The following is a 24,600-nucleotide window of genomic DNA, read 5'->3' on the forward strand; positions in this document are numbered from 1 at the left end:
CCGCGTCTGCGATGTCACCTGCCGGACGAGACCGCAGACATTTTGATGAAAACTTCTTGATGTATCTCCATCGTCGGGTGTCTCGCCTGTGCGAATATGGATAATATTGTTCGGCTTACACTGCCATGGAGGCAAACGATGGCGACCGGTCTGGCTGTTGGGTTACCGAGTGATCCTGAAACGCTTCGCAAGTTCAGGCTCTGGTTCAAGATCTATGGCGTGGTGCTGATCCTGCTCGGCGCGGCTGCGATACTGCTGCCGGGCATTGCCACGCTCGCCACCAGCATCCTGGTCGGCTGGGTGCTGATTGCCGGCGGTGTTTTCGGCCTGATCTCCGTCTTTCAGGCAGGCTCCGGCTCGCCCGGTTTCTGGTGGAATCTTCTCACTGCGATCCTGTGCGTATTGGCCGGCGGCATGCTGTTGTGGAATCCGATCGCCGGTGTGCTCACCCTGACCGTCATCTTGGCGGCTTATCTCCTGGCGACCGGCGTCACCAAGCTGATCATGGCTTTCCACTACAAGAACGTGATCCCGCAGGCCTGGCTCTGGGTGCTGTTTTCCGCGGTGGTCGACATCATTCTCGGCTTCATGATTGTTGCCGGGCTGCCGGGCACGGCAATCTGGGTGATCGGCCTGCTGGTCGGCATCAATCTGCTATTCACCGGCGTCGCGCTTCTGGTCTCGGCCTTCTATTGCTGGAGCGCGAACAGCGGCACGCCATCGCCTTCGGCACCCGCGAAAGCCTGAGTGTCCATTTGACGCAATGACCACGCGGGACCTGTCCCGCGTGGAACCTGAATCGCAGCTCACGCCTTATAATTGCGGATTTGTAGAGAACGCGGGAGGAAAGCCATGGGCTGGTTTTCGGATGACATCGAAACATTCGAGCATCTGTTCGTCCATTCATTGCAGGACATCTATTACGCCGAGCGGCAGATCGAGAAATCGCTGCCGGACATGATCGACAAGGCGTCGGATGCGGAACTGAAGCGCGGCTTCCAGATGCATTTGCGGCAGACAAAAATGCAGATCAAGCGGCTGGAGCAGGCGTTCAAGAAAATACAGCGTACTCCGCAAGGAACGAAATGCCCGGCCATCGACGGCATTCTTGAAGAGGCGCAGGACATCGCGGGGGATGTCGGAGACAAGGTCGTGCTCAATGCCGCGCTGATCGCCGCCGCACAGGCGGTCGAGCATTACGAGATCACGCGCTATGGCACGCTGACGTCATGGGCGAAGCTGCTCGGTCACGCCGACGTCGCCAAGCTGCTGTATGCCAATCTCAAGGAAGAGAAGGCGACGGATAAAAAGCTGAACGACATCGCCAAGCGCAAGATCAACAAGAAGGCGCTGGCACGCAAGCCGAAAGGGCTGACACCCGCCGAACGGCTGGAAGAGGCGATGATCGGCATCCCGCCGCTGGGGTGATTTCCAACAGGCGGCAACAAACTCCGCTTGTCCCCGCGAAAGCGGGGACCCTGAGCGCTTCAGCAGCAAATGTTGGCCATGACTCTGGCTTCCCGCTTGCGCGGGGACGAGCGGAGTTCGTTGGTCTGGAGTTAATCAACTCCCCGCCTTGTAATTCTCCCGCCAATAGGCCTTCACCTGCTTTACCAGTTGTTCCGGCAGCGGGACATAGCCGAGCTGCTCGGCATCGTTCGCGCCTTTGTCGAGCGCCCAGCGGAAGAAGTTCAACGTCGCCCGCGCGCGGCCTTGCGGCAATTCCTTGTTCATCAAGACGAACACAGTCGCGGTGATCGGATAGGATTGCTTGCCGGGAGCGTTGGCGAGGACCAGACCGAAATCGCCGGCGGCCGCCCAATCCGCGCTCGCGGCTGCGGCCTGGAAGGCCGCAGGCTCCGGTTTGATGAACGTCTTGGCGCTGTTTTCGATCAGAGCAAAGCTCAGATTGCTGCGCAGCGCCTGGGCCAGTTCGACGTAGCCGATCGCGTTCGGGGTGGCTCGCACGACTTGAGCGACCCCCTCATTTCCCTTCGCAGCGACACTGCCGGGCCATCTGACGTAGAGGTCGGAGCCCACCGTGTCGTAGAATTGCCGGCTGACCTTGCAGAGATAGTCGGTGAAATTGAACGTCGTCCCCGATCCGTCGGCCCGCGTGACGATCGTAATCTTTGCATCCGGCAGGTTGAGACCTGGATTGAGGGCCTTGATGGCTTCGTCCGACCAGGTCGCTATCTTGCCGAGAAATATGCCCGCGAGAACCGGGCCGTCCAGCTTGAGTTGTCCAGGGCCGATCCCGGCGAGGTTTGCCACCACAGTCACGCCGCCGATCACGATCGGAAACTGCGCAAGACCAAGCTTGCCAAGTTCCTTGGGAGGAAGCGGCATATCCGATGCGCCAAAATCGAGGTCTTTCGCCCGCATGATGCCAGCCATAGAGCCGACCGGTTCATAATCGATCGCCTGTGCCGTCGGCGCGTCGTCAAGTCCGGCGCCGGCCATTGGAAAGTCACCGCCGCCGGCAATGAAGCGCCGGTAGCTTTGCGCCCAGCGTGACATTACCGGATAGGCGAAGGTCGAGCCCGCGCCTGTCATGGCGTTGCCGCCAAGAACGTCCTGTGCGCGCACGAGGGTTGGACTTGTGGACAGGAGCGCTGCCGCTCCGGCCATGATCGTTCGTCTTGAGATCGCCTGTGTCATGGGGGCGGCCTCACTCAGCCGGAACGGCGGCGGCCTGTCCGAAACCGCCGGGCACGCTGTCGCGCGCGGTTTCGGCAACCGGCACAATGCGCGGCACCGACTTGCGTTCATCGTTGATGCGCTCGATCAGATAGAAGGCGCGTTCGGCGCTGCCGAGCAGGGCCAGAATCGCACCGCGATCCTCCCAAGGCAGGTCCGAGCCCATCTTCACCGCGCGATCGCGCAAGGCTTCGAGCGCGGCGATACGCTCGTCCGGCGTCATCACCGTCGGAAGCGGACCGGTATTCGGCAGGATCATGCGCAATTCCTGCCCGACCAGATCAACCACCTCGTTTACCAGCTTGCGGCCGGCATCGGAGAAGGGATGGCGTTCGACGCGGCGGGCGATCTGGTAGAGCGACTCACCGAGATTGGCGGTGAAGTCTTCTTCCTCGATTAGGCTGGCGACGAGATTGGCACGATCGTGCGGCATGTTCGGATCGAACAGGCCGGCGGTGTATTGCCGGATTTCCCGGCTGAGCACATCGATCGCCTGGCTGTGTTCGATCGAGTCATCAGGCGCATTGGGCGCCTGCTTCGCAATGTCGAGGAACAGCACCGCCGCATCGAGATAGCGGGCGGTTTCGCGCTGGATCGCCGGCAGCGCCTGCGCTGGATCCTTGGCATAGTTCGGATTGAGATAGCGCGGCGTCGAATAATCCTCGAACTCGTCCGACACGTCCTTGCCGACTTGCAGCAGCACCCGCTCGAACACGCCGACGAACGGGAATAGCAACGCCGTGTTGAAAATGTTGAAGAAGGTCGAATAGAGACCGATCGCCACCGGCACCAGCGGGAAGGTGTCCTTGCCGTTCACGGCAACCGCTACGCCGGGATCGCCGCCGAACCACTGCATCACGAACTTCAGCACTTCCATCGACGGGAAGAATAACGGCACCATCACCGCGACGCCGATGATGTTGAAGGAGATATGCGCGTAGGCGGCGCGTTTGGCGTTCTTCGACAGATTGAGCGAAGCCATCCACGAGGTGATGGTAGTGCCGAGATCGGCGCCGAGCGAGAAGGCGACTGCGGTCTGCCAGTCGAGTACGCCGGCTGAGCCCAGCCCCATCACGATGCCGATCGTCGCCGACGAGGAGTGGATCAGCGCGGTGATGAGCGCGGCGGTCAGGATGCAATAGATCAGGCCCATAAGATTGTCGGCCTTGAGCGCCGAGATCGCCGACATCACCTCCGGCATGTTGCGCAACGGGCGCAGGCCGCCGGTCATCAGGTTGAGGCCGTAGAAGATCAGGGCAAAGCCCATGCAGGCCAGCGCGATATTCTTCACCTTCTCGGTCTTCGCGAACACATAGATCAGCGCGAAGGTGCCGCCGAGGATCAGGCCGAGCGGTCCAAGCGGCAGCGCGATCAGACCGTTGCCGAGCGTCGTGCCGATATTGGCGCCCATGATCACGCTGATGGCGGGTCGCAGCCCGATCACACCGGCATTGACGAGGCCGACGACCATGACGGTCATCGCCGTCGAGGATTGAATGACGCCGGTGATCGCCGTTCCGGCCAGCACCCCCTTGATCGGTGTGCCGGCGATCTTCGCCAGCAGCGCCCGCATCTTGTTGACGGCGAGCGCCTGGATGCCGTTGCTCATGAATTCGAGGCCGAGCATGAAAATGCCCAGGCCGCCGATCACTGGCACCAGAATGTCTTTGAAAATGTCCGCTTGCATGACGTGCCCCTTTTGGGGGCCCAGCCTGCAGCTACGCCCCCTCACTAATCACGGGGGCGATGTAATCGGCGCTTCGTGACAGTTGGACGACAGATAAACGGCGCATCGATATTCGTGACGATTAAAAAAAGACCATCGTCCGACTGCGGTAATGAGGGAGGTGTTGGTGACCGTTATCGCCGGATCATGCGGCCCAGTGCGATAAGAATGCAGGCGCCGATAAATCCCGCAATCAAATAGCCCAGCCATCCGCCGAGGCTGATGCCCAACAAACCGAACAGCCAGCTCGCCAAGGCCGCGCCGACGATGCCGAGCAGGATGTTCATGAACACACCCATGTTGCTCTTCATGAACTGTTCGGCCAGCCATCCGGCGATGCCGCCGATGATGATGGCTGCGATCCAGCCGACTTGTGCGCCTTCCATGACAGGCTCCCATCTGCGCAAGCTCTGCGCGAATCGCGAAATGAATCAAGCAGCGATATCGGAACTTAAAAATCGGGAAGAGGCAACCGCGCGTAAGATTTATCCTCTGCGATACGCACAGCGTCTATTCCATCTGCACCTGCTTCGTTGCGCGCGTGCGGTAGGACCAGAGAGTTTTGTAACGACGCGAGACCCGCGTCGCCTGCCGATATTTCAAAGCATGCTCATCTGCTGAATTCGGAGACGGTAATATTGCCGGGAACGGATCCGCGGCTGCAGCGTTATCTTTGGCTTTTTGATTACCGGAACAGGGCAGGCGTGGATGGCCAGAAAGCAGGATAGCCCGGAGGTGGCTACGGAAAAGGCCTTGGCGGTTGCGGAATATGAGTCCGAACAACGCCGAACGCTGAAACGTCTCGCCAAACTGCGTGAGGAGCGTCTGCAGCGGGAGGCCGCTGGCCGTCTCCCGAAAAAGAAGCGCGCTGGTTGACCCGTCACCGATTCATCTTCGATTTGTTATAGTGAACAAAGTGGCAATTCTGCTTTGCTCTTGTTTGGATGATATTCGCGTTCAAAAGTGCCGCACCTTAAGCGCACGCGGATGAGCTCCCACAAAACAATCGCGTCCAGCGTCGTTAACGCGGCGTCCTCATCAGGCATTTTGCGCCGTCATTTATGTCTTCTTCACAGCCTTCTGATTCAACAGCAATGCTTTGCGGCGGTCGATCGGTCGCGACTTGCACTCGAGTAAAGTAATCGCTCGTATTGAATCAAATGATCGACAATTCAGGGGCTAGGAGAAGTCCATGTGCGATGTCTGTGTCGAGAAACGCCTCGGCCGCCGCAATTTCATGATCGGTGGTGCGAGCATATTGGCAGCGGCGTCTTTTGGAGGAGCGGCTTCAGCCCAACTCGTCTCCGCAGCCGCCAATCCGGATGACGCATTGAAGCTGCTGATGGAAGGCAACGGCCGCTATGTTGCGAACCAGCCGCGCGAACGCGATTTTTCGGCGGGCCGTGCAAGTCGTACAACGGGTCAGGCGCCGTTTGCCGCCATTCTGGGATGCGCGGATTCCCGGGTCGCGCCCGAACTGGCATTCGACCAGAGTCCCGGTGACTTGTTTATCGTTCGTGTCGCCGGCAATTTCGTGACGCCGGACGGCCTTGGAAGTTTGGAATATGGCGCCGCCGTGCTCGGCACAAAACTGATCATGGTGCTTGGCCACAGCAGCTGTGGCGCCGTGAATGCGACCGTCGCGGCGCTCCAGAAGGGCAACACGTTGCCCGGCCACATTGCCGATCTCGTGCGCGCCATGAAGCCCGGGATCGAGCCGGTTTTGAAAAAGGCCGGCGACGATCTACGGCAGCGCGCGGTGATCGCCAACGTGCAGCACAATGTCGAGCGCCTGAAAAAGGCCACGCCCATTCTCGCTGGAATGGTCGCAAAGAAAGAAGTGAGCGTGGTTGGCGCCGTCTACGACCTCGCCACGGGCAAGGTCGCGCTCGTGTAAGGCAAATCGGGGCGACGTCCGGTCAGACGCGATGTGAGCCAATATATCGTGGGGTATAATGGCGGTCCTGTTGTGCCCTACGACATCGCATGCGCAATCACCTTGCGCATGACATTGGGGAACGCTTCGCCGTCGATCTCCTGCATTGCGATCCAGCGCATGCCCTTCGGCGCACGGACGGTCTTCGGCGCTTGCGTGCGATAGACGATAAGCTCCAGAGGAAAATGCGTGAAGACGTGGTTCACGGCGCCGGCGACACGATGCCATTTCGCCTCGATCGGCGCATGTGCCGACGCATCGTGAATATCAAAATCATGCGCCCAGTCCGTTGTCGGCACTTCGGTCATGCCAGCGAGCAAGCCTTTGTCGGGACGCGTGCGCGCGAGCAGTGCGCCATCTTCACGCATCACCACGAAAGCCGCTCCGCGGCGTAATTTGCCCTCGGCCTTTGCGGTCTTGCGTGGAAAGGTCTCCTGATCGCCGCGCTCGCGGGCGATGCAGGGCTCGCTCCACGGACATAAGGCGCAGGCGGGTTTTTTTGGCGTGCAGATGGTGGCGCCGAGATCCATCATCGCCTGCGCGAAATCGCCTGCGCGTTGGTCCGGCGTCAAGGTCGCGGCGCGTTCGCGGATCAGCGGCTTTGATGCGGGCAACGGCTCTTCGATCGCGAACAGGCGCGACACCACCCGCTCGATGTTGCCGTCGACCGGTGTCGCCTTGTGGTCGAAGGCGATGGCAGCAACTGCAGCCGCAGTATAGGCGCCGATTCCGGGCAGTTTGAGGAGTTTCGCCTCGCTTTCCGGAAAGATTCCGGCATGTTCTTCAACGATTACGCGAGCACAGGCGTGAAGATTGCGAGCACGGGCGTAGTAGCCCAGTCCCGCCCAGAGCTTCAGCACTTCTTCGAGCCTTACCGCGGCGAGATCGGCCACCGTCGGCCAGCGGTCGAGGAAGCGGGCATAATAAGGACCGACTGCCTTCACTGTGGTCTGTTGCAGCATGATTTCCGATAGCCAGACGTGATAAGGATCCGGCCGGACCCCATTCTCCGCCCGCCACGGTAATTTTCGCTTGTGGCGGTCATACCAGGCCAGCAGCGCAGCGCTTGAAATCTCACGCTTTTTCGGGGCTTTGCGCTTTGCTAGGGTCATGCGTCCGATGTGACAGAGGCGATCGTCTTGAACAAGCCCAGGCCGCGTGCCCGTCCACTGGTGGATCTCGCCAACTCCCTGCTGGCGGAGAGTTTCCGCAAGCAGGGCTTTGCCTCGTCCGAGCTGGTGGTGCGCTGGGCCGTCATTGTCGGCGACGATGTTGCCGCCTATGCGGAACCCTTGAAAATCCAGTGGCCAAAGGTGTCTTTTAACCTTGGCCCGGAAAGCGACGGCGCCATCCCCGGCACGCTGGTTTTGCGGGTCGAAGGCCCGGCGGCGCTGGAAATCCAGCATATGTCGCATGTGATTCTGGAGCGGGTGAACCGGTATTTCGGCTGGCACGCCATCGACAAGATCGCGATCAGGCAGGCGCCGCTGCGCCGGCCTGTAAAAAAGCCGGATCGCTCACCAGATCCGGCGCTGGTCCATAGCATCGCCGAGACCATGCCGGGGGCCGAGGAAGGCCTGAAAATGGCGCTGTCGCGGCTGGGCGCGGCGGTCAAAACCGAAGCAATCAAGGGAAAGTGACGTTATCTTGGGTGCTGGCAGAACCGGCCCGCCATTGCCACATTTGCCGTGACAAGGTAGCCCAAAGCGCAAATCTAGCTCGCACCTGCAGGAGTTTTTCGTGAGCCTCACCCGCCGCCAATTCATCACCGGAACGACCGCTCTGGCGCTCATTCTCGCTGCTGGTTCTGCCGTCGATCTGCCATTGGTCGGCGATGCTTTGGCCCAGACCGCCAATCCGGCGGATCTAGCCCAGGCCGGTCCCTTGGGTGACGTGGTCGAGGGCAGGCCCGATGCGCCGGTGACCATCATCGAATATGCCTCGATGACCTGCAGCCACTGCGCCCACTTTGCCGTCACCACCTATCCGGAGATGAAGAAGAAATACATCGACACCGGCAAGGTGAGGTACATCCTGCGAGAATTCCCGCTCGACCCGTTGGCCGCCGGCGCCTTCATGCTCGCGCGCTGCGCGGGCAACGATAAATACTATCCGATGGTCGAAATGCTGTTCCAGAAGCAGAAGGACTGGGTGGTCCAGAACCCGATCCCGCCGCTGCTGTCGCTTGCCAAACAGGCGGGTTTCACACAGGAATCTTTCGAATCCTGCCTGAAGGACCAGAAAATCCTTGAAGGGATCGAATCCGTGCGCACCCATGGTGCCGAGAAATTGGGCGTGAATTCCACGCCGACATTCTTCATCAACGGCAAGGTCGTCCGCGGTGCGATGACGATGGATGAACTGGATAAGCAAGTGCAGCCATTGCTGAAAAGCTGACAGCTGCGCGGTTTCCGGTTCCAGTCGCTGATATCAGGTGGCGTCGCGTTTGGAAGAGTCTCGTGAGCTTGCGAGGCTTTTCTGGCGTATTTTGCCATTTTTCGCAGGAGAGCGCTTCCTGCAAGGTGCTGGGGGAAACCGGCTTTTCGACTTGCCCTCCGCAGGTGCGCTCTCCATTCTCCGGGCTTCCTTAAGGATCGTCCAAGCGATTCTTTGGAAGCGTGGGCGCTATAGGCGCCGGTATTGGGAAGAAGAATACCAGCATGAAGCTGACGCGATTGCGGCTCATCGGCTTTAAGTCCTTCGTCGAGCCCACCGATTTTCTCATCGAGCCCGGTCTGACCGGCGTTGTCGGTCCGAATGGCTGCGGCAAGTCGAATCTTGTCGAAGCCTTGCGCTGGGTCATGGGCGAGAATTCCTATAAGTCCATGCGCGCCACCGACATGGACCAGGTGATCTTCGCCGGCAGCGGCCATCGTCCGGCACGCAACAATGCCGAAGTGTCGATGGCGATCGACAATGCCGATCACACGGCGCCTGCAGCCTATAACGAGTTCGAGCAGCTTGAAGTCGCCCGCCGCATCGAGCGCGAACAGGGCTCGACCTATCGCATCAATGGCCGCGAAGTACGCGCCCGCGACGTGCAGATTCTCTTCGCCGACGCGTCGACTGGCGCGCGTTCGCCAGCACTCGTGCATCAGGGCCGCATCGGCGAAATCATTCAGGCGAAGCCGGAGCAGCGTCGTCGTGTGCTTGAAGAAGCCGCCGGCATTTCCGGTTTGCATGCACGTCGCCACGAAGCGGAATTGCGTCTGCGGGCGGCCGAGCAAAATCTGCAGCGCCTTGAAGACGTGATCGGCCAGCTTTCGTCGCAAATGGAGGCGCTGAAGCGACAGGCCAAGCAGGCTGTGCGTTATCGCACCGTGTCAGCGCAGGTTCGCAAGCAGGAAGCCACGCTGTTCCATCTGCGCTGGCTGAACGCCAAGACCGACCTTGATGAATCCGAGCGCGCGAAAGAGCAAGGCGTGCGCGATGTCGCCGCCGCGACACTGGAGCAGGCCGAGGCCGCGAAGCTGCAGGAAGCCGCCTCAATAGCGCTGCCGCCTTTGCGCGAAGCCGAAGCCCGTTCCGGTGCTGCGCTGCATCGCCTTGTCGTCGCGCGCGAGCAACTCGATCGCGAGGAGGCGCGCGCCAAGCAACGGATCGCCGAACTGGAACAGCGGGTGATCCAGCTCAACAACGACATTGCCCGTGAGCGCAAGCTCGCAACCGACTCAGAAGGCGCGCTGGAGCGCCTGACCAGCGAAGCGGCTTCACTCCGGCGCGATCTCGAAGCCGGTGAAGGTCGTCGTGCGGAGGTCAACGAACGCGTTGCCGAAGCAGACGCCGTTCTGGCCGAAGTGGAGCAGGTGTTTGGGGAGCAGACAGGTGCATTGGCCGATCTCACCGCACGCCGCAATGCGCTGGAGTCGGCTGCACGCACTCAGACCGATCGTCTGACCAAGCTCGAACGTGAGATTGCCGACGTTGTTGCCGAATTCGCCAAGATCGATGCGGCCAGTCAGGGCGGGCCGGATCTCGAAGCGCTGGCGCAGGCCGTAGAAGACGCGCAGCAGGCGATCGGCGAAGGCGAGGAGATCGCTTTGCGTGCGGAAGCAGCTCATTCGGCTGCACGCCAGGCGCTCGATGTTGAACGTGGGCCTCTGGCGGACGCTGAGCGCCGCGCCAACAGGCTTGAGACCGAAGCGCGCACGCTGCGCAAATTGCTGCATGTCGATTCCGGCAGCCTGTGGCCATCGGTGATCGACAGCCTCACGGTCGCGAAGGGTTATGAAACCGCGCTCGGCGCCGCGCTTGGCGACGATCTCGAAGCGCCTGTTGATCCACGCGCGCCGATGCGCTGGGCCGGTGCGATCATCGATCCGACCGATCCGGCTTTGCCGGACGGCGTCGAACCGCTCGCCAATCATGTGACGGCGCCGGCCGAACTGGATCGCCGGTTGCGTCAGATTGGTTTTGTCGATCGTGCCGATGTCGAACGGTTCTTGCCGCTGCTGAAACCTGGTCAGCGGCTTGTGTCCCGTGAAGGCGACCTTTGGCGCTGGGATGGCTTCGCCGTTGCCGCCAACGCACCGACTGGAGCAGCCCGCCGTCTCGCTGAACGAAATCGTCTGACGGAAATCGAGGCCGAGCTCGATGCCGCTCGCGCCCACGCTGAAAACAAGCGTCAGATCGTGGCGAAGGCGGAAGCCGAGGTGAAGGCGACGAATGAAGCGGAAGTCGCGGCCCGCAACCGCTGGCGCGAATTGCAACGCGAAGCCGATGTGGCGCGCGATCGTCATGCCACCGCCGAGCGTGAGCTCAATCACTTCACCACACGTCGTGCGACCCTGACCGAAGCGCAGGCGCGGCTGAATGATAGCCGCGATGAGGCCGAGGCCGCGCGCGTCGAAGCGCATGTGGCGCTCGATGATCTTGCGCCGGTAGCTGAACTGGAAAGCCGACTCAACGAAACCCGTAACGCCATCAGCGCCCGCCGCGTGCAGGTCGCCGAGGTGCGTGCGGAAGCGCAGGCGCTGGCGCGCGAAGCCGAGATGGCGAAGAAGCGCCTTGAAGCGATTGCCGGTGAACAGCAGGCCTGGATTGATACCCGTGAACGGACTGCAGCGCAGATCGAGGCGCTGGAAATCCGGCTGGCAGAGACGCAGGCCGAGCGTGAAGAGCTTGGCGACGCGCCGCAAATATTCGAAGAAAAACGCATTGCGCTGATCGACGAAGTACAGGCAGCGGAAGCGGCAAAGCGCGAGGCGAGCGACAAGCTTGCCGAGGGCGAACACGTTCTGACCGAAGTCAACCGGACGGTGCGAGCCGCGCTCGATGCGCTCAGTGCGGCGCGCGAGCAACTTGGCCGTTCGGAAGAACGCGGTGAGGGTGCCAAGCGCCGTCTTTCCGACATCGAGCACGAAATCCGCGATATGCTCGAAGTGGAGCCGCAGGGCGTCGCGGCATTGGCGGAAATCAGTGACCAAACGCCATTGCCGGATGTCGGCGAAGTCGAAGCCGACCTCGAAAAGTTGCGTCGTGAGCGCGAACGGCTTGGTGCGGTCAACCTGCGCGCAGACGAGGAGCTGACCGAAGTCGAAACCCAGCACACCTCGCTCACGACCGAGCGTGACGACCTGATCGAGGCCATCAAGCGCCTGCGTCAGGGCATTCAAAATCTGAACCGTGAAGCCCGCGAGCGGTTGCTGGCCTCGTTTGAAGTCGTCAACAATCACTTCAAGCGGCTGTTCAAGGAGTTGTTCGGCGGCGGCGAAGCGGAGCTGCAGCTCATCGAAAGCGATGACCCACTCGATGCCGGGCTTGAAATCATGGCGAAGCCCCCCGGCAAGAAGCTGCAATCGCTGTCGCTGCTTTCCGGTGGTGAACAGGCGTTGACGGCGATGGCGCTGATCTTCGCGGTGTTCCTCACCAATCCTGCGCCGATCTGTGTGCTGGACGAAGTGGACGCGCCGCTCGACGATCACAATGTCGAACGTTACTGCGACCTGCTCACGGAAATGACCCGTACGACCGACACGCGTTTCGTGATCATTACGCATAATCCGATCACCATGGCGCGGATGAATAGGCTTTACGGTGTGACCATGGCCGAGCGCGGCGTGTCGCAGCTTGTCTCGGTCGATCTCGAAGCGGCTGTGCAAATCCTGGATCAGGCCGGCGCGGCGTAAAACGCCGGTCTCCGTTCATTCCCGCACCCGGTCTGCCCTTCGCGCAGCCCGAGTGCAAACTCCGGCGGGAATCCAACGGGTCTGGGCCCCCCGCTTTCGCGGGGACGAGCGGAGCAGCAACTTCTGCAAAGCACGCAGTTGACGCCTCGCCTCCGCCGCGCCATCACGGGGCATGCCGATCCGTCTCGATAGCTGTTCCGCTGATTTTCCCGCCCGGTTTTCCGAATTCCTTGCCACCAAGCGCGAGGTGTCCGCGGATGTCGATCACGCCGTGCGTGCCATCGTGGCCGATGTCGCGGCACGGGGCGATGCAGCTCTGATCGAGTTGTCGCTGAAATTCGACCGCGTCGATCTCGGCAAGCTGGGCTTGCGGGTCAGTGCGCAGGAGATCGCGGCGGCCGAGGCGACCTGCGATCCAAAAGCGCTGGAGGCGCTGAAACTCGCGCGCGACCGCATTGAGGCGTTCCACATCCGTCAGAAGCCGAAGGACGACCGATTCACCGACGCGCTCGGGGTCGAACTCGGCCATCGCTGGACCGCGATCGAAGCCGTTGGCCTTTATGTGCCGGGCGGCACCGCGGCTTATCCATCCTCGGTGCTGATGAATGCCGTGCCGGCCAAGGTGGCCGGCGTGCCTCGCATCGTCATGGTCGTGCCCTCGCCCGACGGCGTGATCAATCCGCTGGTATTGGCGGCAGCGAAGCTGGGTGGTGTCGACGAGATCTATCGCGTGGGGGGCGCTCAAGCGGTTGCGGCGCTCGCCTATGGTACGCAGACGATGAAGCCGGTGTCGAAGATCGTCGGTCCCGGCAACGCCTATGTCGCCGCCGCAAAGCGGCAGGTCTTTGGCAAGGTCGGTATCGACATGATTGCCGGGCCTTCGGAGGTGCTGGTGCTGGCCGACGGTACCGCCAATCCGGACTGGATCGCCGCCGATCTTTTGGCGCAGGCCGAACATGACGAGGCCGCGCAATCGATCCTGATCACGAATGACGAACGGCTTGCCGGCGACGTCGAGGCGGCAGTGGCGTCGCAACTCAAGACGTTGCCGCGGACAGCGATCGCCAGTGCATCCTGGCGTGATTACGGGGCAACAATCATTGTCCGCAATCTCGACGAGGCGCTGCCTCTGGTAGATGCGCTGGCGCCGGAGCATCTGGAATTGATCGCGGCCGATCCGGAAAGCCTGATCGGCAAGATCCGCAATGCCGGCGCGATCTTTGTCGGTGGCTACACGCCGGAAGCGATCGGCGATTATGTCGGTGGTTCGAACCATGTGCTGCCGACCGCGCGGTCGGCCCGCTTCTCGTCGGGATTGGGCGTGCTCGATTTCGTCAAGCGCACCTCGATCCTCAAATGCGGTCCCGATCAGCTCGCAGCGCTTGGTCCGGCCGCCATCGCGCTGGGTGAGGCGGAGGGGCTCGATGCACATGCGCGGTCAGTGGCGATACGGTTGAACAGACGATGAGCGACAAGGCCCACCCTGCATCGAAGCTCGTCGCAGTCACGCTCGACGAAGAATCGATCGGACGTTCGGGGCCGGATATCGAGCATGAGCGCGCGGTCGCGATTTACGATCTGATCGAGGAGAACTCGTTTCAGCCGGTCGATCATGAGGCGGGGCAATATGCGCTGCATCTCAGTATGGCCGACAATCGTCTGGTCTTCGACATCCGCAAGACCGACGGTTCGCCGGTGGTCGCGCATCTGCTGTCGCTCACGCCGTTCCGGCGGATCGTGAAGGATTATTTCATGATCTGCGACAGCTATTATGCCGCGATCCGTACCGCGACGCCGGACCGGATTGAGGCCATCGATATGGGCCGGCGCGGACTGCACGATGATGGGTCGCGCGTTTTGATGGAGCGGCTCGACGGCAAGGTGACCATCGATTTTGCCACCGCGCGGCGGCTATTCACACTGATCTGCGTGTTGCACTGGAAAGGCTGAGGGCAGCGATGACGTCGCCCCCCGCCAAGCCGCAATCGGTGCTATTTGCCTGTGGCCAGAATTCGATCCGCTCGCCGATGGCGATGGCGCTGCTGCGGCACCTTTACGGTAAGTCCATTTACGCCGGATCGGCCGGCGTGAAGGAGGGCGAGCCGGACCCGTTCGCGATCGCGGCTATGGAGGAGATCGGGCTCGATATCACCAAGCACAAACCGCATACCTTCGAGCAATTGGACGAATGGGATGGGCTGAATTTCGACCTCATCATCACCTTGTCGCCGGAAGCGCATCACAAGGCACTGGATCTGACGAGAACCCTTGCCGCCGATGTGGAATACTGGCCAACCCCGGATCCGAGCGGAATCGATGGCAATCGCGAACAAAGGCTCGATGCCTACCGGGAGGTGCGTGACATGCTGATGAAGCGGATCAGGGATCGCTTCGGCAAAAAGGCGCGGACCAACGAATGACGGTAATAGCAGCGCTTCGAAGCGGCGTTCCCGGTTGTGAAAGTGCGGCGATTCCGATACGTGTTGCGCCGTTTCAAGGCTTCACCGGATGCGCGCCAGCCGGCGACCGCACATGATCGAATCAGACAATCCATGATCGGCCGGCCCAAACTCGTCCTCGCTTCCGGCTCGCCTCGCAGGCTGACCCTGATCAATCAGGCCGGCATCGAGCCTGACGCGCTGCAGCCCGCCGATATCGACGAAATTCCTTACAAGGGCGAATTGCCGAGGGCCTGCGCGACCCGGCTCGCGCGGACCAAGGCCGAGACCGCTTTAGAAGCTGTGCGGCTGAACGAGGAACTGCGGGGCGCCTATGTCGTCGCCGCCGATACGGTCGTCGCGGTCGGCCGCCGCATCCTGCCCAAGGCGGAGTTGCTGGATGAAGCGGCGCAATGCCTGCGCCTCCTTTCCGGCCGCAACCACCGTGTCCATACTTCCGTCTGCCTCGTGACCCCGAACGGCAGTTTCCGGCAGCGTATGGTGGAAACGCGTGTGCGTTTCAAGCGGCTGTCGGGCGAGGATATCGAGGCTTATCTCGCCTCCGGCGAATGGCGCGGCAAGGCCGGCGGCTATGCCATCCAGGGTCTGGCCGGCGCCTTCGTGGTCAAGCTGGTCGGCTCCTACACCAATGTGGTGGGCCTGCCGCTTTATGAAACGCTGGCTCTACTCTCTGGCGAAGGCTTCCCGATCCATTTCGGCTGGCTGAACACCTGACCTTCCGGCAGCTTCCATCGGCCGTAGCGTATCCTATCTTCGCATCATGACCAGCAGTCCGCCGCTCGCCCCCGACAAGCCATGCCCGATCTGCGGCAAGCCATCGCTGGAAAAGTTCCGGCCGTTCTGCTCGCGCCGTTGCGGCGACATTGATCTCAATCGTTGGCTGACCGGCCTTTACGCCATCCCTGTGGCCGAGACCGATGACGATCCCGAGCGGCCCCGCCCGCAGGACCCGGAAGCAGAATAAATGATCGCCGGCAGATTTGCAGGCGTTCCGGGATGCGCAGGATCCGCCTGGAAAACTGGTATCCACTTTTCCGGATCATGCTCGAATGGCGGGTGGACAGGGCCGGACCCGGCCTCTATAACGCCCCGCGCTTCAGGTTCCTTCGGGACTACATATCCGGTGTTTCGCCGTGATATGCCTGCCGCCCTCGTCAGGGGCCCGGCGCCCAGGTAGCTCAGTTGGTAGAGCATGCGACTGAAAATCGCAGTGTCGGTGGTTCGATCCCGCCCCTGGGCACCATTGGCCATTCCGGCCCCGTTCTTTCTCGTCCGAACCCGTTCGCCGATCTGCAAGAACTCTCGTAAAATCAGGCATTTCAGCGTGCACTGACGCCCGACGTTGTTCGCGATCGTCCGCGGGCATCCGGCTTCTTCGGGTATACTGTGGGTATACTGGAGAGGCCGGGTATACTGGCGGTCCCGCTTGCGAGGGACCTATTCCCATGGATGAACTGGGCGACACGAAAATCCGCAATGCCAAGCCTGCGGACAAGGAGTACGCTATTGGCGACGGCCAAGGGCTCAGCGTCGCGGTGCGGCCGAACGGGACCAAGCTGTGGCTCTACCGCTACCGTTTCGGCGTCAAGCGCAAAAACATGTCGTTCGGCATTTTCCCTGCAGCAAAGCTGCTCGATCAGGGGCAGGACCCAGCTGTCGTGCGCGAGGCGAAGCGCCAGGAAAACGAAAAGCTGAAGCACACCTTTCGCGCGGTCGGGGAGGAATGGGCGATGGGCGACCACGAAGCTCGAAAAGGAAAACAAGGCCAAGGCGACGATCAAGCGGGAACGCTGGAATCTTGGTCAGCTCAATCGCGAAATCGGTGATCGACCGTTGTGCGAGATTGAACCACCCAAGTTACTGACGGCAATGCGGCGCGTCGAGGCTCGCGGTCGGTACTATACCGCCGGCCGACTACGCTCGACGGCCTCGCGAATCTTCCAATTTGGTATCGGCGCTTCGTATTGCACCAGCGACCCCTCCCGCGACTTGAAGCACGCGCTCACCAAGGCTCCGAAGAGCAATCCCCGCCCGGCGCTAACCGACCCTGACGATGTCGGCGACCTGATGCGCCGGATCGAGGTTTACGACGCCAAGAATGGCAGGCTGGTGCGCTACGCGCTCAAGCTTATTGCTTTGACCATGGTGAGGCCCGGCGAGCTGCGGCTGGCCGAATGGACCGAGTTCGACGAGAAGAACCGCGTATGGCTGATCCCCGCCGAGAAGATGAAGATGCGAGATGATCACGAAGTGCCGCTGTCACGGCAGGCGCTCGCTATCCTTGCCGAGCTGCGCCCCTAACTGGCGGAGGCCGCTACTTGTTCTCCTACGATGATGACGTGCGATGTCCGACAACACGATCAACAAGGCGCTGCGAATCATGGGATACGACACCCGCCCCGGTGGCGATCACTGCGCGCACGGCTTTCGTTCCACCGCCTCGACATTGCTGAACGAGGAAGGTGCCTTTGACGGTGATGTGGTGGAAGCCCAGCTCGCTCATGAGATGGAAGAAAAAAAAGATGCGGCGCCCGCGACGAGGTGGTGCGGCGCCAGCTTGGCAAAGGCGACAAGAATAAGATCCGCGGCATCTATAATCGGGCCGCGTATTGGCACGAACGGGTGCGTTTGATGCAGCATTGGGCCGATCGCCTCGACAGCCTGCGTACACGGCGCACCCGTCGTGCTGCGGCGTAACTCTGCCTGGGAAACGGCCCTCGCTCTACCCTCGGCAACGTGGCGTGATATTCGTCGATACTGTCGAGATCGATTAGTGTCTTGCTCCCCATCTTGTAGACCTGATTCGCTTCTGAGCGATCAACTCGTAAGCCTTCGTCTTTCCGAATTTGCCATAGCGGCAGCCATCCTTGAACTCGACGATCCGTCGCCGTTTGGGGCCGTCATGATCAGGCATTGATCTCGCAGGTGCTTCGATAGTCCCCGTTATAATCGGACAGGTTCGGGTGCGCGAAGTTGGCATTTCCGTAAGCGTCCTTGGCAACACATGCGTACCAACTCATCGATTTACATTGCTAAAGGTGTCGATCAAAGGTTGTCCGCTGCCACTGCGAACACCTGCGTGCAAGAGAGTAAAAATCGGACGGCCGGGAAGACGCTGGCAATTTCGTGCATGCGGCTTTGGCAGCCTTTGGCCGCAATGAGCAACTTCAGGTGCGGCCCCCCCAGGGGTTCGAATCCCTTCCGGCGCGCCATTCACCTTATTGAAAAATAACAAAAATCCCGATTGAGCCGAAGCCGGCCGCAGACTAAAGACCGAGTTAGGGTCGATTTCGATGTGTGCAGTCAGATCAAAGCCGGCAGCGGACAGCCCAAGCGACAGCCCTCCACAGCCGGAGCATAACTCGAGGGCGCGCGGAGTTGCGCCGGCCTTCAGGCGGTCGATCTTTCGGGCTCTGGCCGCGTGCTGCTCAGGCGTCAGCATCGCTCAGAAATTCCACAAGCTTCTTCCGAAGTCGTTCGATGTCGGATACTTCGCAGCCCCATATGGTCAGGACCTCCCAGCCCAATTGCTTCAGCTCGATTTCCGTCCGCCTGTCTCTCGCCACGTTCAAATCGAATTTTCTGCTCCAGAATTCGACATTTGACTTGGGCGAGTATGCGAATCGGCGCCCCCCGATGTCGATGCCAGTAACAGCCATGCACGAAGATTACCTTTCTTCGGGCAGAAAAGACCAGGTCCGGGCTGCCGAGAGTTCGGTGCCCCTCGCCGGGGGCAGTCGGTCCCGCGCGTCGCCGTAGCGACCGCTATGTTCGCGCTCCTGCGGCTGCCCTGTTAACCGGTCTCGGAGCCGCGGTCGGCTCCGCGTCCACGGACGCTCCTGCGGCCGCACCTTTATAGAAGCGGGCAAACAGCCCAAAGCTCGCGACTCGTCACATCAAGGACAAGAAACGACTGTGCTCACCGGGGGAGCGAGGGGCTTCCCCCTCGCTCCCCCGCCAGTGCCGGCTGTTGCAGAGCGGGGCCGCCCGCGCGCAAAGCGGCAAATCGCCATAACCATCTGAACTGATCTGATCCGCTTCGCCCGCCGCGCAGCCCGGCTCCGCACGCCGGCACTGGCCCCCCTCCCGCGCGCTCCGCGCCCCCGAATGGCCCTTTCGAGAAGGTCGGACGTCGGCTTCAATACTGACATGTAATTGCTGCGGTCCGACGGAAAACCAAATTCCTCCTCTCTATGCCAGGTTGGGAGGTTTTGGGATTTCGGTCAGGCCAAGAATACCAGAATAGAATTGCCGCACCGTGGGTTCCTCGGCCGGAGGCATCGTGATCTGAAAATGGTCGAAGCCCGTGATCCTCATTGTAGTTACAATCGCGGGAGATGCCGGTTGTCGGAGCAAGCGTACTACTCAATTTTCAGTCCGATTGCGTCGATCATATTTTTCCATTTCGAGATGTCGGATCGAAAAAGTTTTTCCGACGATTCTTGATCGAGAAATATCGGTTCGAAGCCAATCTGCTCGAGTCTAGCGAGTATCGGTTGCTCTTTGAGGATTTCGCCGATTGCCTTGCTGAGTGTCGCAGTCGCCTCAGCTGGTGTGTTGGCAGGCACAAAAAAGCCCGCCCACACCAATGAAGTGAAATTGGGATATCCGAGTTCCGCAAAGGTGGGAACGTCGGGAAGGATGGAAAGGCGCTTTTCGCTAGCTACAGCGAGGCCTCGAAGCCCGCCCGACCTCACTGAGGACGCTGCGCCAGACGCTGGCGGAGCTGCCACAAGCGGAATCTGGTTACCCAAGGCGGCGCTGACCGCAGGTGCGCCACCCTGGAACGGTATGTGAGTCGTCGGCAGGTCTGCCAGTTTTTCAAAGAAGTATTGGATCGCAATGTGCGACATGCTGCCCGTCCCAGCTGTGCCAAATTGGGCTGAGGTCGAACGCGCAGAATCAAGAAACTCTTTGAGAGTCTTCGCGTTGGCGGGGTGAGTTGAAATCATCTCCGGCGATGAGGCAACGATTGCTACCGTTTTGAACTGGTCTGCGCTGTAGCCGCGGCGGTGTGGATAGATTGTTTCGTTCACTGCGAGCGTAGGTGTCGCGCCAAGTATTGTGTAACCGTCCGGTTCGGCACTCGCGACACGCCGATGAGCGATGTTGCCATTCGCGCCCCCGCGGTTTTCCACGACGACAGGCTGTCCAAGTTTCGCTGAAAGGCGTTCGCCGAACAGTCTCGATACTGTATCCATAAGCCCGCCGGGCGCGAAGCCAACGATGATTGTAATCGGCTTGTTCGGGTAGGATTGGGCTTTTGCGCCAGATACCGGTCCTGTAATCGCCAATAATACCGCTGCCAGTTGCGCCGTAAGTCTGGGCGTTTTTGCTACGAACTGTTCAATAATCATGGTCGTCTCCCTCTTTGATTTTTGTTTCGGGCGCTATTGCGAGGCGCGCCTAGCTTCCCACAGATGCTAGATGACCCATTTTCTGTTCGCCTATCCGGCCGCGCGGCGCAGGTTCAAACTTGATGTGTTTAAGGCGCGCACGGCAATTCGCGGCGAAACGTTCGAGGCTTTCAGGTGCAGACCTCGTTGCGGCGAAAACATACCCATCCGGTCGGACGACAAGCAGGCTAGTCGCATCCACGCCGCTCAGAAACGACCTAAGCATATTGTGGACGTCTCGCGCGAGCACATATCCGCTATCGTCATCGGTCGTCGGATTGAAGGAATGCGGCAAAATCGCAATTTTTGCGTCAACGCTCGGACCAAAGTCAAACGCCATCGCTTCTTTAATGACGTGCTGAGCATCACGTCCATAAGCGATCAAAGTGAACCCCTTACCGCGGAGTTCGTCGAGCAGCAGCGTCTCTTGCTGCTTTATTTCGGCCACAGGTTGCGGAAGCATCCTTCCCACAACGCCGGGGCAGTCGGTTTCGCTGATCAGGAAGCCGCTACGATAAAACGGCTTCGGTTTGTATTTCATCTGAGCAAAGTAGAGATGTAATGGTGGAACAAAGCGCAGCATCTTGAAGAAAATGCGCGTGAGCCATGCCTCGAACCGCGTGCGCGGCATCATGATGCGCCCCATACTGAGCGCAAGTTCGATTGTGGCGCGAACGTGCGGCTCGCGCTCCATTTGGTAGCTGGAGATAACGTCTGCATCTGCTTTTGAGGAAAGAGCAGCGACCAGTTTCCAACCAAGATTGTGCGCATCCCTGATGCCGCTGTTCATGCCCTGTCCGGCAAATGGCGGAGAAAGATGAGCGGCATCTCCAGCGAGAAAGACTCGGTTCGTACTCCATCGATCTGCCACGCGCGCATGAAACGTATAGACTTGGCGACGGACAATCGGCATGCCGGCATCTGGTCCGTTTTCAGCGAGCAGGGTTTGGACGAACTCTGGATCGGTCACCGCGGTTTCGGCTTCGTGGTCGAAAAGCATGAATTCATACCGTCGAATTCCGCCTGGACCCGGCAAGGTGATCATTGGCCGTTTGGGGTTGCACACGACCCGGGTCTGACGAAGTTGCTCGCGTGTCGCCGCCAGATCCACAATAAGCCAGCGTTCTCGATGCGTCGCTCCGACCAGTGATGCGCCGATGCTCTCACGAATGCTGCTGTGCGCGCCATCGCAGCCCACCAGGTAGGCCGCCTCGACTTCGAAGGTCTCGCCGTCGTTTCCGACCACGCAAATATGGACTGACTCAGCAGCCTCCTTGAAAGTGGTAAATGTCGAGCCGAACAAGACCGTTACATTTGTAAAGCGCGAAAGGCCTTCACGAAGTCGGCGTTCGAGCCGTGGTTGTTCAAAGGCGTTTCTGCGAGGAAAGCCATACTCTCGCGTCGTCGGTTCGATTCGAGCAAAGCAGTCCCCTTTTTCAGAATAGTAGTAAGAGCCGTAATCCAACGCACAGTCCGACATCACGGCCTCCGCGAGGCCAATGGCTTGCATGGTTCGCAGAGACTCATCGTCGATCGACACGGCGCGCGGCTCAGTCACGGTGCCGTTCCTGCGTTCAATGAGTATGACCGAAACGCCAAACTGTCCCAACAGATTCGCGAGCGTCAATCCGGTCGGTCCAGCGCCAACGATAGCGACGTCATATGAGACCTTCACCATTAGCCGGCTCTCGCAGCACCGTGGCGACGATCGATGGGATGTGTCAGCTCGGCAGTCAGCAAGCTTGCAGACGATACCAGCAACAGGGTTAAACGACGTTCGATGCTGGCATCGATGTCGGCTGCCCTTACGACAAGGCTGAGGCTCGCTGCGATCCCCATGTCTTTTGCCACGACGGGGGCTGCGATTCCCATCAACCCTTTATCGATCTCACCGCGTGTAATGCTGAAGCCGCGCTTCTTTGTGAACGCGAGTTCTTCCATTAGTTCTTCGGGCTTAAGGCGGAAAGGTCGCCGCGACTCGGCTGCTTGGATGGAGAGCAACTTCTTCAATCGACGTCCGGGAAGTTCTGCCAAAATCATTTTCGAGGTCGCGCCTCGCGTGAGGGGCATCGGCCGTCCTCGCTCGTAGCTCGAGATGATTCCTTCATGGTCCGTTCCGAAATCCGCAACGCACATCACCGTGTCGCCGTACAATCGCGCGAGCAGAGCGATGCAAGGTAGCCTTGCTTGCGCGCCAATTTCTCGCAGCATCGGCTGCCCAAAGCGGACGAGCGGATCGGTGAGCCGGATCCGGCGATCAAACTCTACGAAAGACGCCCCGAGTCTATAGTGCCCTTCGTGAGCAGGCTCCAAAAAATCAGACGCTGTGAGCTCGCGCACAGTTCGGTACACGGTGCTAACGGGAAGCTTAAGCCTTTGCGCTATATCGGGCACTGTCCATGTACTTTTGTTTTCGTCGAAAAGCCTCAGCACACTTAAAAAGCGCGAGAGTCCAGCCATGTCTATTGAGCCTCCGCCTGTACTGGATTTCGAAGACGGCCGATGCCATCGATGAAGACATCAACGGTGTCACCAAGTTTCATGAAGCAGGGTGGCGTACGCTTGAAGCCCACACCCCCCCGGAGTGCCCATCGCAATGACATCGCCGGAAGTAAGAGGCGTAAAGCTGGACACATAGGAAATAACATCCTCAACCGTGAAGATCATGTCGCCTAGTTGCGCCGATTGCATGAGATTACCGTTAAGCCGTGTCTCGATATGACGATCACCAAAGCGATCCAGTTCGTCCGGTGTTACCAGGTAAGGCCCGAGTGGAGCAGTTGCAGGAAAATTCTTGCCCGGTGTGAACTGATGAGTGTGTCGCTGCCAATCACGCAGTGTAGCGTCGTTGAAGCAGCTGTATCCGCCGATGTGTTCGATGGCGAGGTTCTTTGGAATCCGATAACCGCTTTTGCCAATGACGATCGCCAGCTCCCCCTCATAGTCCAAGTCCGTCGATATTGCGGGGCATAGAATCGGTTGCTCATGCGCGATCAGATTGTCTACGAAACGGGTGAAGATCGATGGATATTGCGAGTCGGCGCGACCGGTTTCTTTGCGGTGCTCATGATAATTGAGGCCGACGCAGATAATTTTGCCGGGATTCGGAACGGCCGGCTCAAATCGCACCTCATCCTCATCGTAGTCTTGGTCAGGTGCTGCTGACAGCTTTGGCGCCTTGTTTTCTGAGGACAGCTTGAGGAATGCCTTTAGGTCCGGCGCCAAGTGACTGTGGCGAATGCCCAGGTCGTGAATGCCTTTGCCGACACACAAGCCAAAGGTAGAACGACCTCTGACGTTGAAAGAAATATACTTCATTGCAGCATCCTTAGGCGCGCATGATGGCGCGACCCCACTTGTTCAGGGTTCGCTCCTCGTGAGGCCATGTCTTTACTTGGCGGTCGTGAACGACCTCAAGTTCTGCGGACACCTCGATCCAGTTCTCGTCCGGATCCTTGATGAAAATGAAGAGATTGTTTCCCGGGCCATGCCGGCCAGGCCCCCACATCAGTGGGACATCGTGACGTGCGAAGTGATCGCACCAGTCTCGAATTGTGTCCCATTCTCCCGCCTCATAGGAGTGGTGGTCGATTCCTTTCCGATCTTGGAGGAAGCACGCAAGATTGTGATGTTCGTGATTGCCTCGCATAAAGCATGTCATCAGCTTTCCGTCTTCGCGGACAACCTTGTCCGAGACAGAAAAGCCCAGGCCATTTGAATAGAAGTCCTCAATGGCCGCGATATCTGCTGTTGCAAGTGTAAGGTGCTGAAGCGGGCCCCGAATTGGTTTTTCTGTGTGATTGTCGCCAGACGAGAGTCCGAACACGATCTTGTTGCCGTCCGGGTCGGTCACACAGAAGGCGCCGCTGCTAAAAAAGGGTTCAGTAACAGATTCCGGTTTCAGGCCCCGTTCCTGCGCACGAGCCTTGAGGCCTTCCAGGCCTTCTTTGTCTCTCACAGCGAACCCCGCCGATGCGAGACTCTTTTCTTTGCCATGGCTGATGATCAGTCGCCTTGCCGGCCCTTGCGTGATCCAGCCGTTTTCAAATCTCGAACGCTCCATCGACATCACCGAAGCATAAAAGGCCGACAATCTGTCTGGGTCTGCACTCTCAAGGTGAAGGTGATGGAGGTACGCACTCGCCTGCACGGCTGATAGAGACATAAAAATCCTCGTCAAAGTGAATGCCGGTTGTCCGACCTTGGTTCTCATGTTATGAGAATGACAAAGATTATATCTGATAGCAATATCAAA

General features: G+C 59.8%; 25 protein-coding genes, 1 tRNA gene and 2 pseudogenes. 17 read left to right on the top strand and 11 right to left on the bottom strand.

Going from position 1 to position 24,600, the window contains the following annotated elements; all coding sequences use genetic code 11:
• Window positions 1–138: 138 nt before the first annotated feature.
• Complete coding sequence (locus tag CAK95_RS11255) at window positions 139–747, top strand: HdeD family acid-resistance protein (RefSeq protein WP_157699592.1); 609 nt, start codon at window positions 139–141, stop codon at window positions 745–747.
• A 105-nt stretch (window positions 748–852) separates the two neighbouring features.
• Entirely contained in the window at window positions 853–1,428 is a 576-nt protein-coding gene (locus CAK95_RS11260) for a YciE/YciF ferroxidase family protein (RefSeq protein ID WP_086088005.1), read from the top strand.
• 135 nt (window positions 1,429–1,563) lie between these two features.
• Here the strand turns inward: CAK95_RS11260 and pstS are convergent, their stop codons facing one another.
• The 3 genes from pstS to CAK95_RS11275 all read right to left on the bottom strand — a co-directional run bounded on the left by pstS (window position 1,564) and on the right by CAK95_RS11275 (window position 4,812).
• A complete protein-coding gene (gene pstS / locus CAK95_RS11265; RefSeq protein WP_086088006.1) occupies window positions 1,564–2,661 on the bottom strand; it encodes a phosphate ABC transporter substrate-binding protein PstS in 1,098 nt (365 codons plus the stop codon).
• A gap of 10 nt (window positions 2,662–2,671) precedes the next feature.
• Complete coding sequence (locus tag CAK95_RS11270; RefSeq protein ID WP_086088007.1) at window positions 2,672–4,387, bottom strand: Na/Pi cotransporter family protein; 1,716 nt, start codon at window positions 4,385–4,387, stop codon at window positions 2,672–2,674.
• A gap of 173 nt (window positions 4,388–4,560) precedes the next feature.
• Window positions 4,561–4,812 (bottom strand): GlsB/YeaQ/YmgE family stress response membrane protein, encoded by a 252-nt coding sequence (locus CAK95_RS11275; RefSeq protein WP_086088008.1) that lies wholly within the window; start codon window positions 4,810–4,812, stop codon window positions 4,561–4,563.
• A 322-nt stretch (window positions 4,813–5,134) separates the two neighbouring features.
• On the opposite strand from CAK95_RS11275, the gene CAK95_RS29135 reads away from it, so the two are divergent.
• Both CAK95_RS29135 and CAK95_RS11280 read left to right on the top strand, forming a co-directional pair.
• On the top strand, window positions 5,135–5,302 hold the full coding sequence (locus CAK95_RS29135; RefSeq protein ID WP_157699593.1) for a hypothetical protein: 168 nt from the start codon (window positions 5,135–5,137) through the stop codon (window positions 5,300–5,302).
• Between the two features lie 316 nt (window positions 5,303–5,618).
• On the top strand, window positions 5,619–6,323 hold the full coding sequence (locus tag CAK95_RS11280) for a carbonic anhydrase (protein WP_086088009.1): 705 nt from the start codon (window positions 5,619–5,621) through the stop codon (window positions 6,321–6,323).
• A 77-nt stretch (window positions 6,324–6,400) separates the two neighbouring features.
• Here the strand turns inward: CAK95_RS11280 and mutY are convergent, their stop codons facing one another.
• A complete protein-coding gene (gene mutY / locus CAK95_RS11285; RefSeq protein ID WP_086088010.1) occupies window positions 6,401–7,474 on the bottom strand; it encodes an A/G-specific adenine glycosylase in 1,074 nt (357 codons plus the stop codon).
• 27 nt (window positions 7,475–7,501) lie between these two features.
• Between mutY and CAK95_RS11290 the strand changes: the two genes are divergently transcribed.
• The 13 genes and pseudogenes from CAK95_RS11290 to CAK95_RS29140 all read left to right on the top strand — a co-directional run bounded on the left by CAK95_RS11290 (window position 7,502) and on the right by CAK95_RS29140 (window position 17,581).
• Complete coding sequence (locus tag CAK95_RS11290; protein WP_086091351.1) at window positions 7,502–8,002, top strand: DUF721 domain-containing protein; 501 nt, start codon at window positions 7,502–7,504, stop codon at window positions 8,000–8,002.
• A gap of 100 nt (window positions 8,003–8,102) precedes the next feature.
• Complete coding sequence (locus tag CAK95_RS11295) at window positions 8,103–8,759, top strand: DsbA family protein (RefSeq protein WP_086088011.1); 657 nt, start codon at window positions 8,103–8,105, stop codon at window positions 8,757–8,759.
• A gap of 263 nt (window positions 8,760–9,022) precedes the next feature.
• Entirely contained in the window at window positions 9,023–12,490 is a 3,468-nt protein-coding gene (gene smc, locus CAK95_RS11300) for a chromosome segregation protein SMC (protein WP_086088012.1), read from the top strand.
• Between the two features lie 172 nt (window positions 12,491–12,662).
• Entirely contained in the window at window positions 12,663–13,958 is a 1,296-nt protein-coding gene (gene hisD / locus CAK95_RS11305) for a histidinol dehydrogenase (protein WP_086088013.1), read from the top strand.
• Window positions 13,955–14,440 carry a UPF0262 family protein gene (locus CAK95_RS11310; protein ID WP_086088014.1) on the top strand — a complete coding sequence of 162 codons (486 nt, stop codon included), beginning with the start codon at window positions 13,955–13,957 and terminating at the stop codon, window positions 14,438–14,440. The genes hisD and CAK95_RS11310 overlap by 4 nt, the downstream gene beginning before the upstream one ends.
• 8 nt (window positions 14,441–14,448) lie before the next feature.
• The gene (locus CAK95_RS11315) at window positions 14,449–14,910 is read left to right on the top strand and encodes an arsenate-mycothiol transferase ArsC (RefSeq protein WP_086088015.1); all 462 of its coding nucleotides are present in this window, start codon (window positions 14,449–14,451) and stop codon (window positions 14,908–14,910) included.
• Window positions 14,911–15,042: 132 nt separating this feature from the next.
• On the top strand, window positions 15,043–15,663 hold the full coding sequence (locus CAK95_RS11320) for a Maf-like protein (protein ID WP_086091352.1): 621 nt from the start codon (window positions 15,043–15,045) through the stop codon (window positions 15,661–15,663).
• A gap of 46 nt (window positions 15,664–15,709) precedes the next feature.
• Complete coding sequence (gene yacG / locus CAK95_RS11325) at window positions 15,710–15,913, top strand: DNA gyrase inhibitor YacG (protein WP_086088016.1); 204 nt, start codon at window positions 15,710–15,712, stop codon at window positions 15,911–15,913.
• A gap of 203 nt (window positions 15,914–16,116) precedes the next feature.
• Window positions 16,117–16,192 (top strand) — tRNA-Phe (locus CAK95_RS11330).
• A 202-nt stretch (window positions 16,193–16,394) separates the two neighbouring features.
• Window positions 16,395–16,775 carry an Arm DNA-binding domain-containing protein gene (locus CAK95_RS11335; protein WP_086088017.1) on the top strand — a complete coding sequence of 127 codons (381 nt, stop codon included), beginning with the start codon at window positions 16,395–16,397 and terminating at the stop codon, window positions 16,773–16,775.
• Window positions 16,726–16,890, top strand: a pseudogene (locus tag CAK95_RS30445) (phage integrase central domain-containing protein); the annotation flags it as partial. The gene CAK95_RS11335 and the pseudogene CAK95_RS30445, both read left to right, overlap by 50 nt.
• A 48-nt stretch (window positions 16,891–16,938) precedes the next feature.
• A complete protein-coding gene (locus tag CAK95_RS11340; RefSeq protein WP_157699594.1) occupies window positions 16,939–17,250 on the top strand; it encodes a tyrosine-type recombinase/integrase in 312 nt (103 codons plus the stop codon).
• 43 nt (window positions 17,251–17,293) lie between these two features.
• Window positions 17,294–17,581, top strand: a complete 288-nt coding sequence (locus tag CAK95_RS29140; RefSeq protein WP_147413636.1) for a hypothetical protein — start codon at window positions 17,294–17,296, stop codon at window positions 17,579–17,581.
• 384 nt (window positions 17,582–17,965) lie between these two features.
• On the opposite strand, the gene CAK95_RS29145 is transcribed toward CAK95_RS29140, so the two are convergent.
• The 7 genes and pseudogenes from CAK95_RS29145 to CAK95_RS11375 all read right to left on the bottom strand — a co-directional run bounded on the left by CAK95_RS29145 (window position 17,966) and on the right by CAK95_RS11375 (window position 24,510).
• Window positions 17,966–18,391, bottom strand: coding sequence for a DNA cytosine methyltransferase (locus CAK95_RS29145; protein ID WP_120265397.1), 426 nt, complete (start codon window positions 18,389–18,391; stop codon window positions 17,966–17,968).
• Window positions 18,385–18,654, bottom strand: a pseudogene (locus tag CAK95_RS11350) (hypothetical protein); the annotation flags it as partial. The pseudogene CAK95_RS11350 and the gene CAK95_RS29145, both read right to left, overlap by 7 nt.
• Window positions 18,655–19,310: 656 nt before the next feature.
• The gene (locus CAK95_RS11355) at window positions 19,311–20,306 is read right to left on the bottom strand and encodes a Bug family tripartite tricarboxylate transporter substrate binding protein (RefSeq protein WP_086088019.1); all 996 of its coding nucleotides are present in this window, start codon (window positions 20,304–20,306) and stop codon (window positions 19,311–19,313) included.
• A gap of 49 nt (window positions 20,307–20,355) precedes the next feature.
• On the bottom strand, window positions 20,356–22,023 hold the full coding sequence (locus tag CAK95_RS11360; protein ID WP_086088020.1) for a bifunctional 3-(3-hydroxy-phenyl)propionate/3-hydroxycinnamic acid hydroxylase: 1,668 nt from the start codon (window positions 22,021–22,023) through the stop codon (window positions 20,356–20,358).
• The gene (locus CAK95_RS11365; protein WP_086088021.1) at window positions 22,023–22,805 is read right to left on the bottom strand and encodes an IclR family transcriptional regulator; all 783 of its coding nucleotides are present in this window, start codon (window positions 22,803–22,805) and stop codon (window positions 22,023–22,025) included. Before CAK95_RS11365 ends, CAK95_RS11360 begins: the two co-directional genes overlap by 1 nt.
• 69 nt (window positions 22,806–22,874) lie before the next feature.
• On the bottom strand, window positions 22,875–23,663 hold the full coding sequence (locus tag CAK95_RS11370; RefSeq protein ID WP_245303715.1) for a fumarylacetoacetate hydrolase family protein: 789 nt from the start codon (window positions 23,661–23,663) through the stop codon (window positions 22,875–22,877).
• Window positions 23,664–23,673: 10 nt separating this feature from the next.
• On the bottom strand, window positions 23,674–24,510 hold the full coding sequence (locus CAK95_RS11375) for a VOC family protein (protein WP_086088022.1): 837 nt from the start codon (window positions 24,508–24,510) through the stop codon (window positions 23,674–23,676).
• Window positions 24,511–24,600: the final 90 nt, after the last annotated feature.

This window comes from Pseudorhodoplanes sinuspersici, from assembly GCF_002119765.1.
In the GTDB taxonomy this organism is placed as follows: domain Bacteria; phylum Pseudomonadota; class Alphaproteobacteria; order Rhizobiales; family Xanthobacteraceae; genus Pseudorhodoplanes; species Pseudorhodoplanes sinuspersici.

Excerpts from the sequence above, each read along its gene's own strand:
- mutY (WP_086088010.1), bottom strand. The coding sequence starts at position 7,474 with ATGACCCTAGCAAAGCGCAAAGCCCCGAAAAAGCGTGAGATTTCAAGC.
- CAK95_RS11320 (WP_086091352.1), top strand. The coding sequence starts at position 15,043 with ATGATCGGCCGGCCCAAACTCGTCCTCGCTTCCGGCTCGCCTCGCAGG.
- CAK95_RS11365 (WP_086088021.1), bottom strand. The coding sequence starts at position 22,805 with ATGGCTGGACTCTCGCGCTTTTTAAGTGTGCTGAGGCTTTTCGACGAA.
- CAK95_RS11270 (WP_086088007.1), bottom strand. The coding sequence starts at position 4,387 with ATGCAAGCGGACATTTTCAAAGACATTCTGGTGCCAGTGATCGGCGGC.
- CAK95_RS11360 (WP_086088020.1), bottom strand. The coding sequence starts at position 22,023 with ATGGTGAAGGTCTCATATGACGTCGCTATCGTTGGCGCTGGACCGACC.
- CAK95_RS11375 (WP_086088022.1), bottom strand. The coding sequence starts at position 24,510 with ATGTCTCTATCAGCCGTGCAGGCGAGTGCGTACCTCCATCACCTTCAC.
- CAK95_RS11255 (WP_157699592.1), top strand. The coding sequence starts at position 139 with ATGGCGACCGGTCTGGCTGTTGGGTTACCGAGTGATCCTGAAACGCTT.
- yacG (WP_086088016.1), top strand. The coding sequence starts at position 15,710 with ATGACCAGCAGTCCGCCGCTCGCCCCCGACAAGCCATGCCCGATCTGC.
- CAK95_RS11335 (WP_086088017.1), top strand. The coding sequence starts at position 16,395 with ATGGATGAACTGGGCGACACGAAAATCCGCAATGCCAAGCCTGCGGAC.
- CAK95_RS29140 (WP_147413636.1), top strand. The coding sequence starts at position 17,294 with ATGTCCGACAACACGATCAACAAGGCGCTGCGAATCATGGGATACGAC.
- CAK95_RS11280 (WP_086088009.1), top strand. The coding sequence starts at position 5,619 with ATGTGCGATGTCTGTGTCGAGAAACGCCTCGGCCGCCGCAATTTCATG.
- CAK95_RS11355 (WP_086088019.1), bottom strand. The coding sequence starts at position 20,306 with ATGATTATTGAACAGTTCGTAGCAAAAACGCCCAGACTTACGGCGCAA.
- hisD (WP_086088013.1), top strand. The coding sequence starts at position 12,663 with ATGCCGATCCGTCTCGATAGCTGTTCCGCTGATTTTCCCGCCCGGTTT.
- CAK95_RS11315 (WP_086088015.1), top strand. The coding sequence starts at position 14,449 with ATGACGTCGCCCCCCGCCAAGCCGCAATCGGTGCTATTTGCCTGTGGC.
- CAK95_RS11275 (WP_086088008.1), bottom strand. The coding sequence starts at position 4,812 with ATGGAAGGCGCACAAGTCGGCTGGATCGCAGCCATCATCATCGGCGGC.
- smc (WP_086088012.1), top strand. The coding sequence starts at position 9,023 with ATGAAGCTGACGCGATTGCGGCTCATCGGCTTTAAGTCCTTCGTCGAG.
- CAK95_RS29145 (WP_120265397.1), bottom strand. The coding sequence starts at position 18,391 with ATGCTGACGCCTGAGCAGCACGCGGCCAGAGCCCGAAAGATCGACCGC.
- CAK95_RS11310 (WP_086088014.1), top strand. The coding sequence starts at position 13,955 with ATGAGCGACAAGGCCCACCCTGCATCGAAGCTCGTCGCAGTCACGCTC.
- CAK95_RS11370 (WP_245303715.1), bottom strand. The coding sequence starts at position 23,663 with ATGAAGTATATTTCTTTCAACGTCAGAGGTCGTTCTACCTTTGGCTTG.
- CAK95_RS11260 (WP_086088005.1), top strand. The coding sequence starts at position 853 with ATGGGCTGGTTTTCGGATGACATCGAAACATTCGAGCATCTGTTCGTC.
- pstS (WP_086088006.1), bottom strand. The coding sequence starts at position 2,661 with ATGACACAGGCGATCTCAAGACGAACGATCATGGCCGGAGCGGCAGCG.
- CAK95_RS29135 (WP_157699593.1), top strand. The coding sequence starts at position 5,135 with ATGGCCAGAAAGCAGGATAGCCCGGAGGTGGCTACGGAAAAGGCCTTG.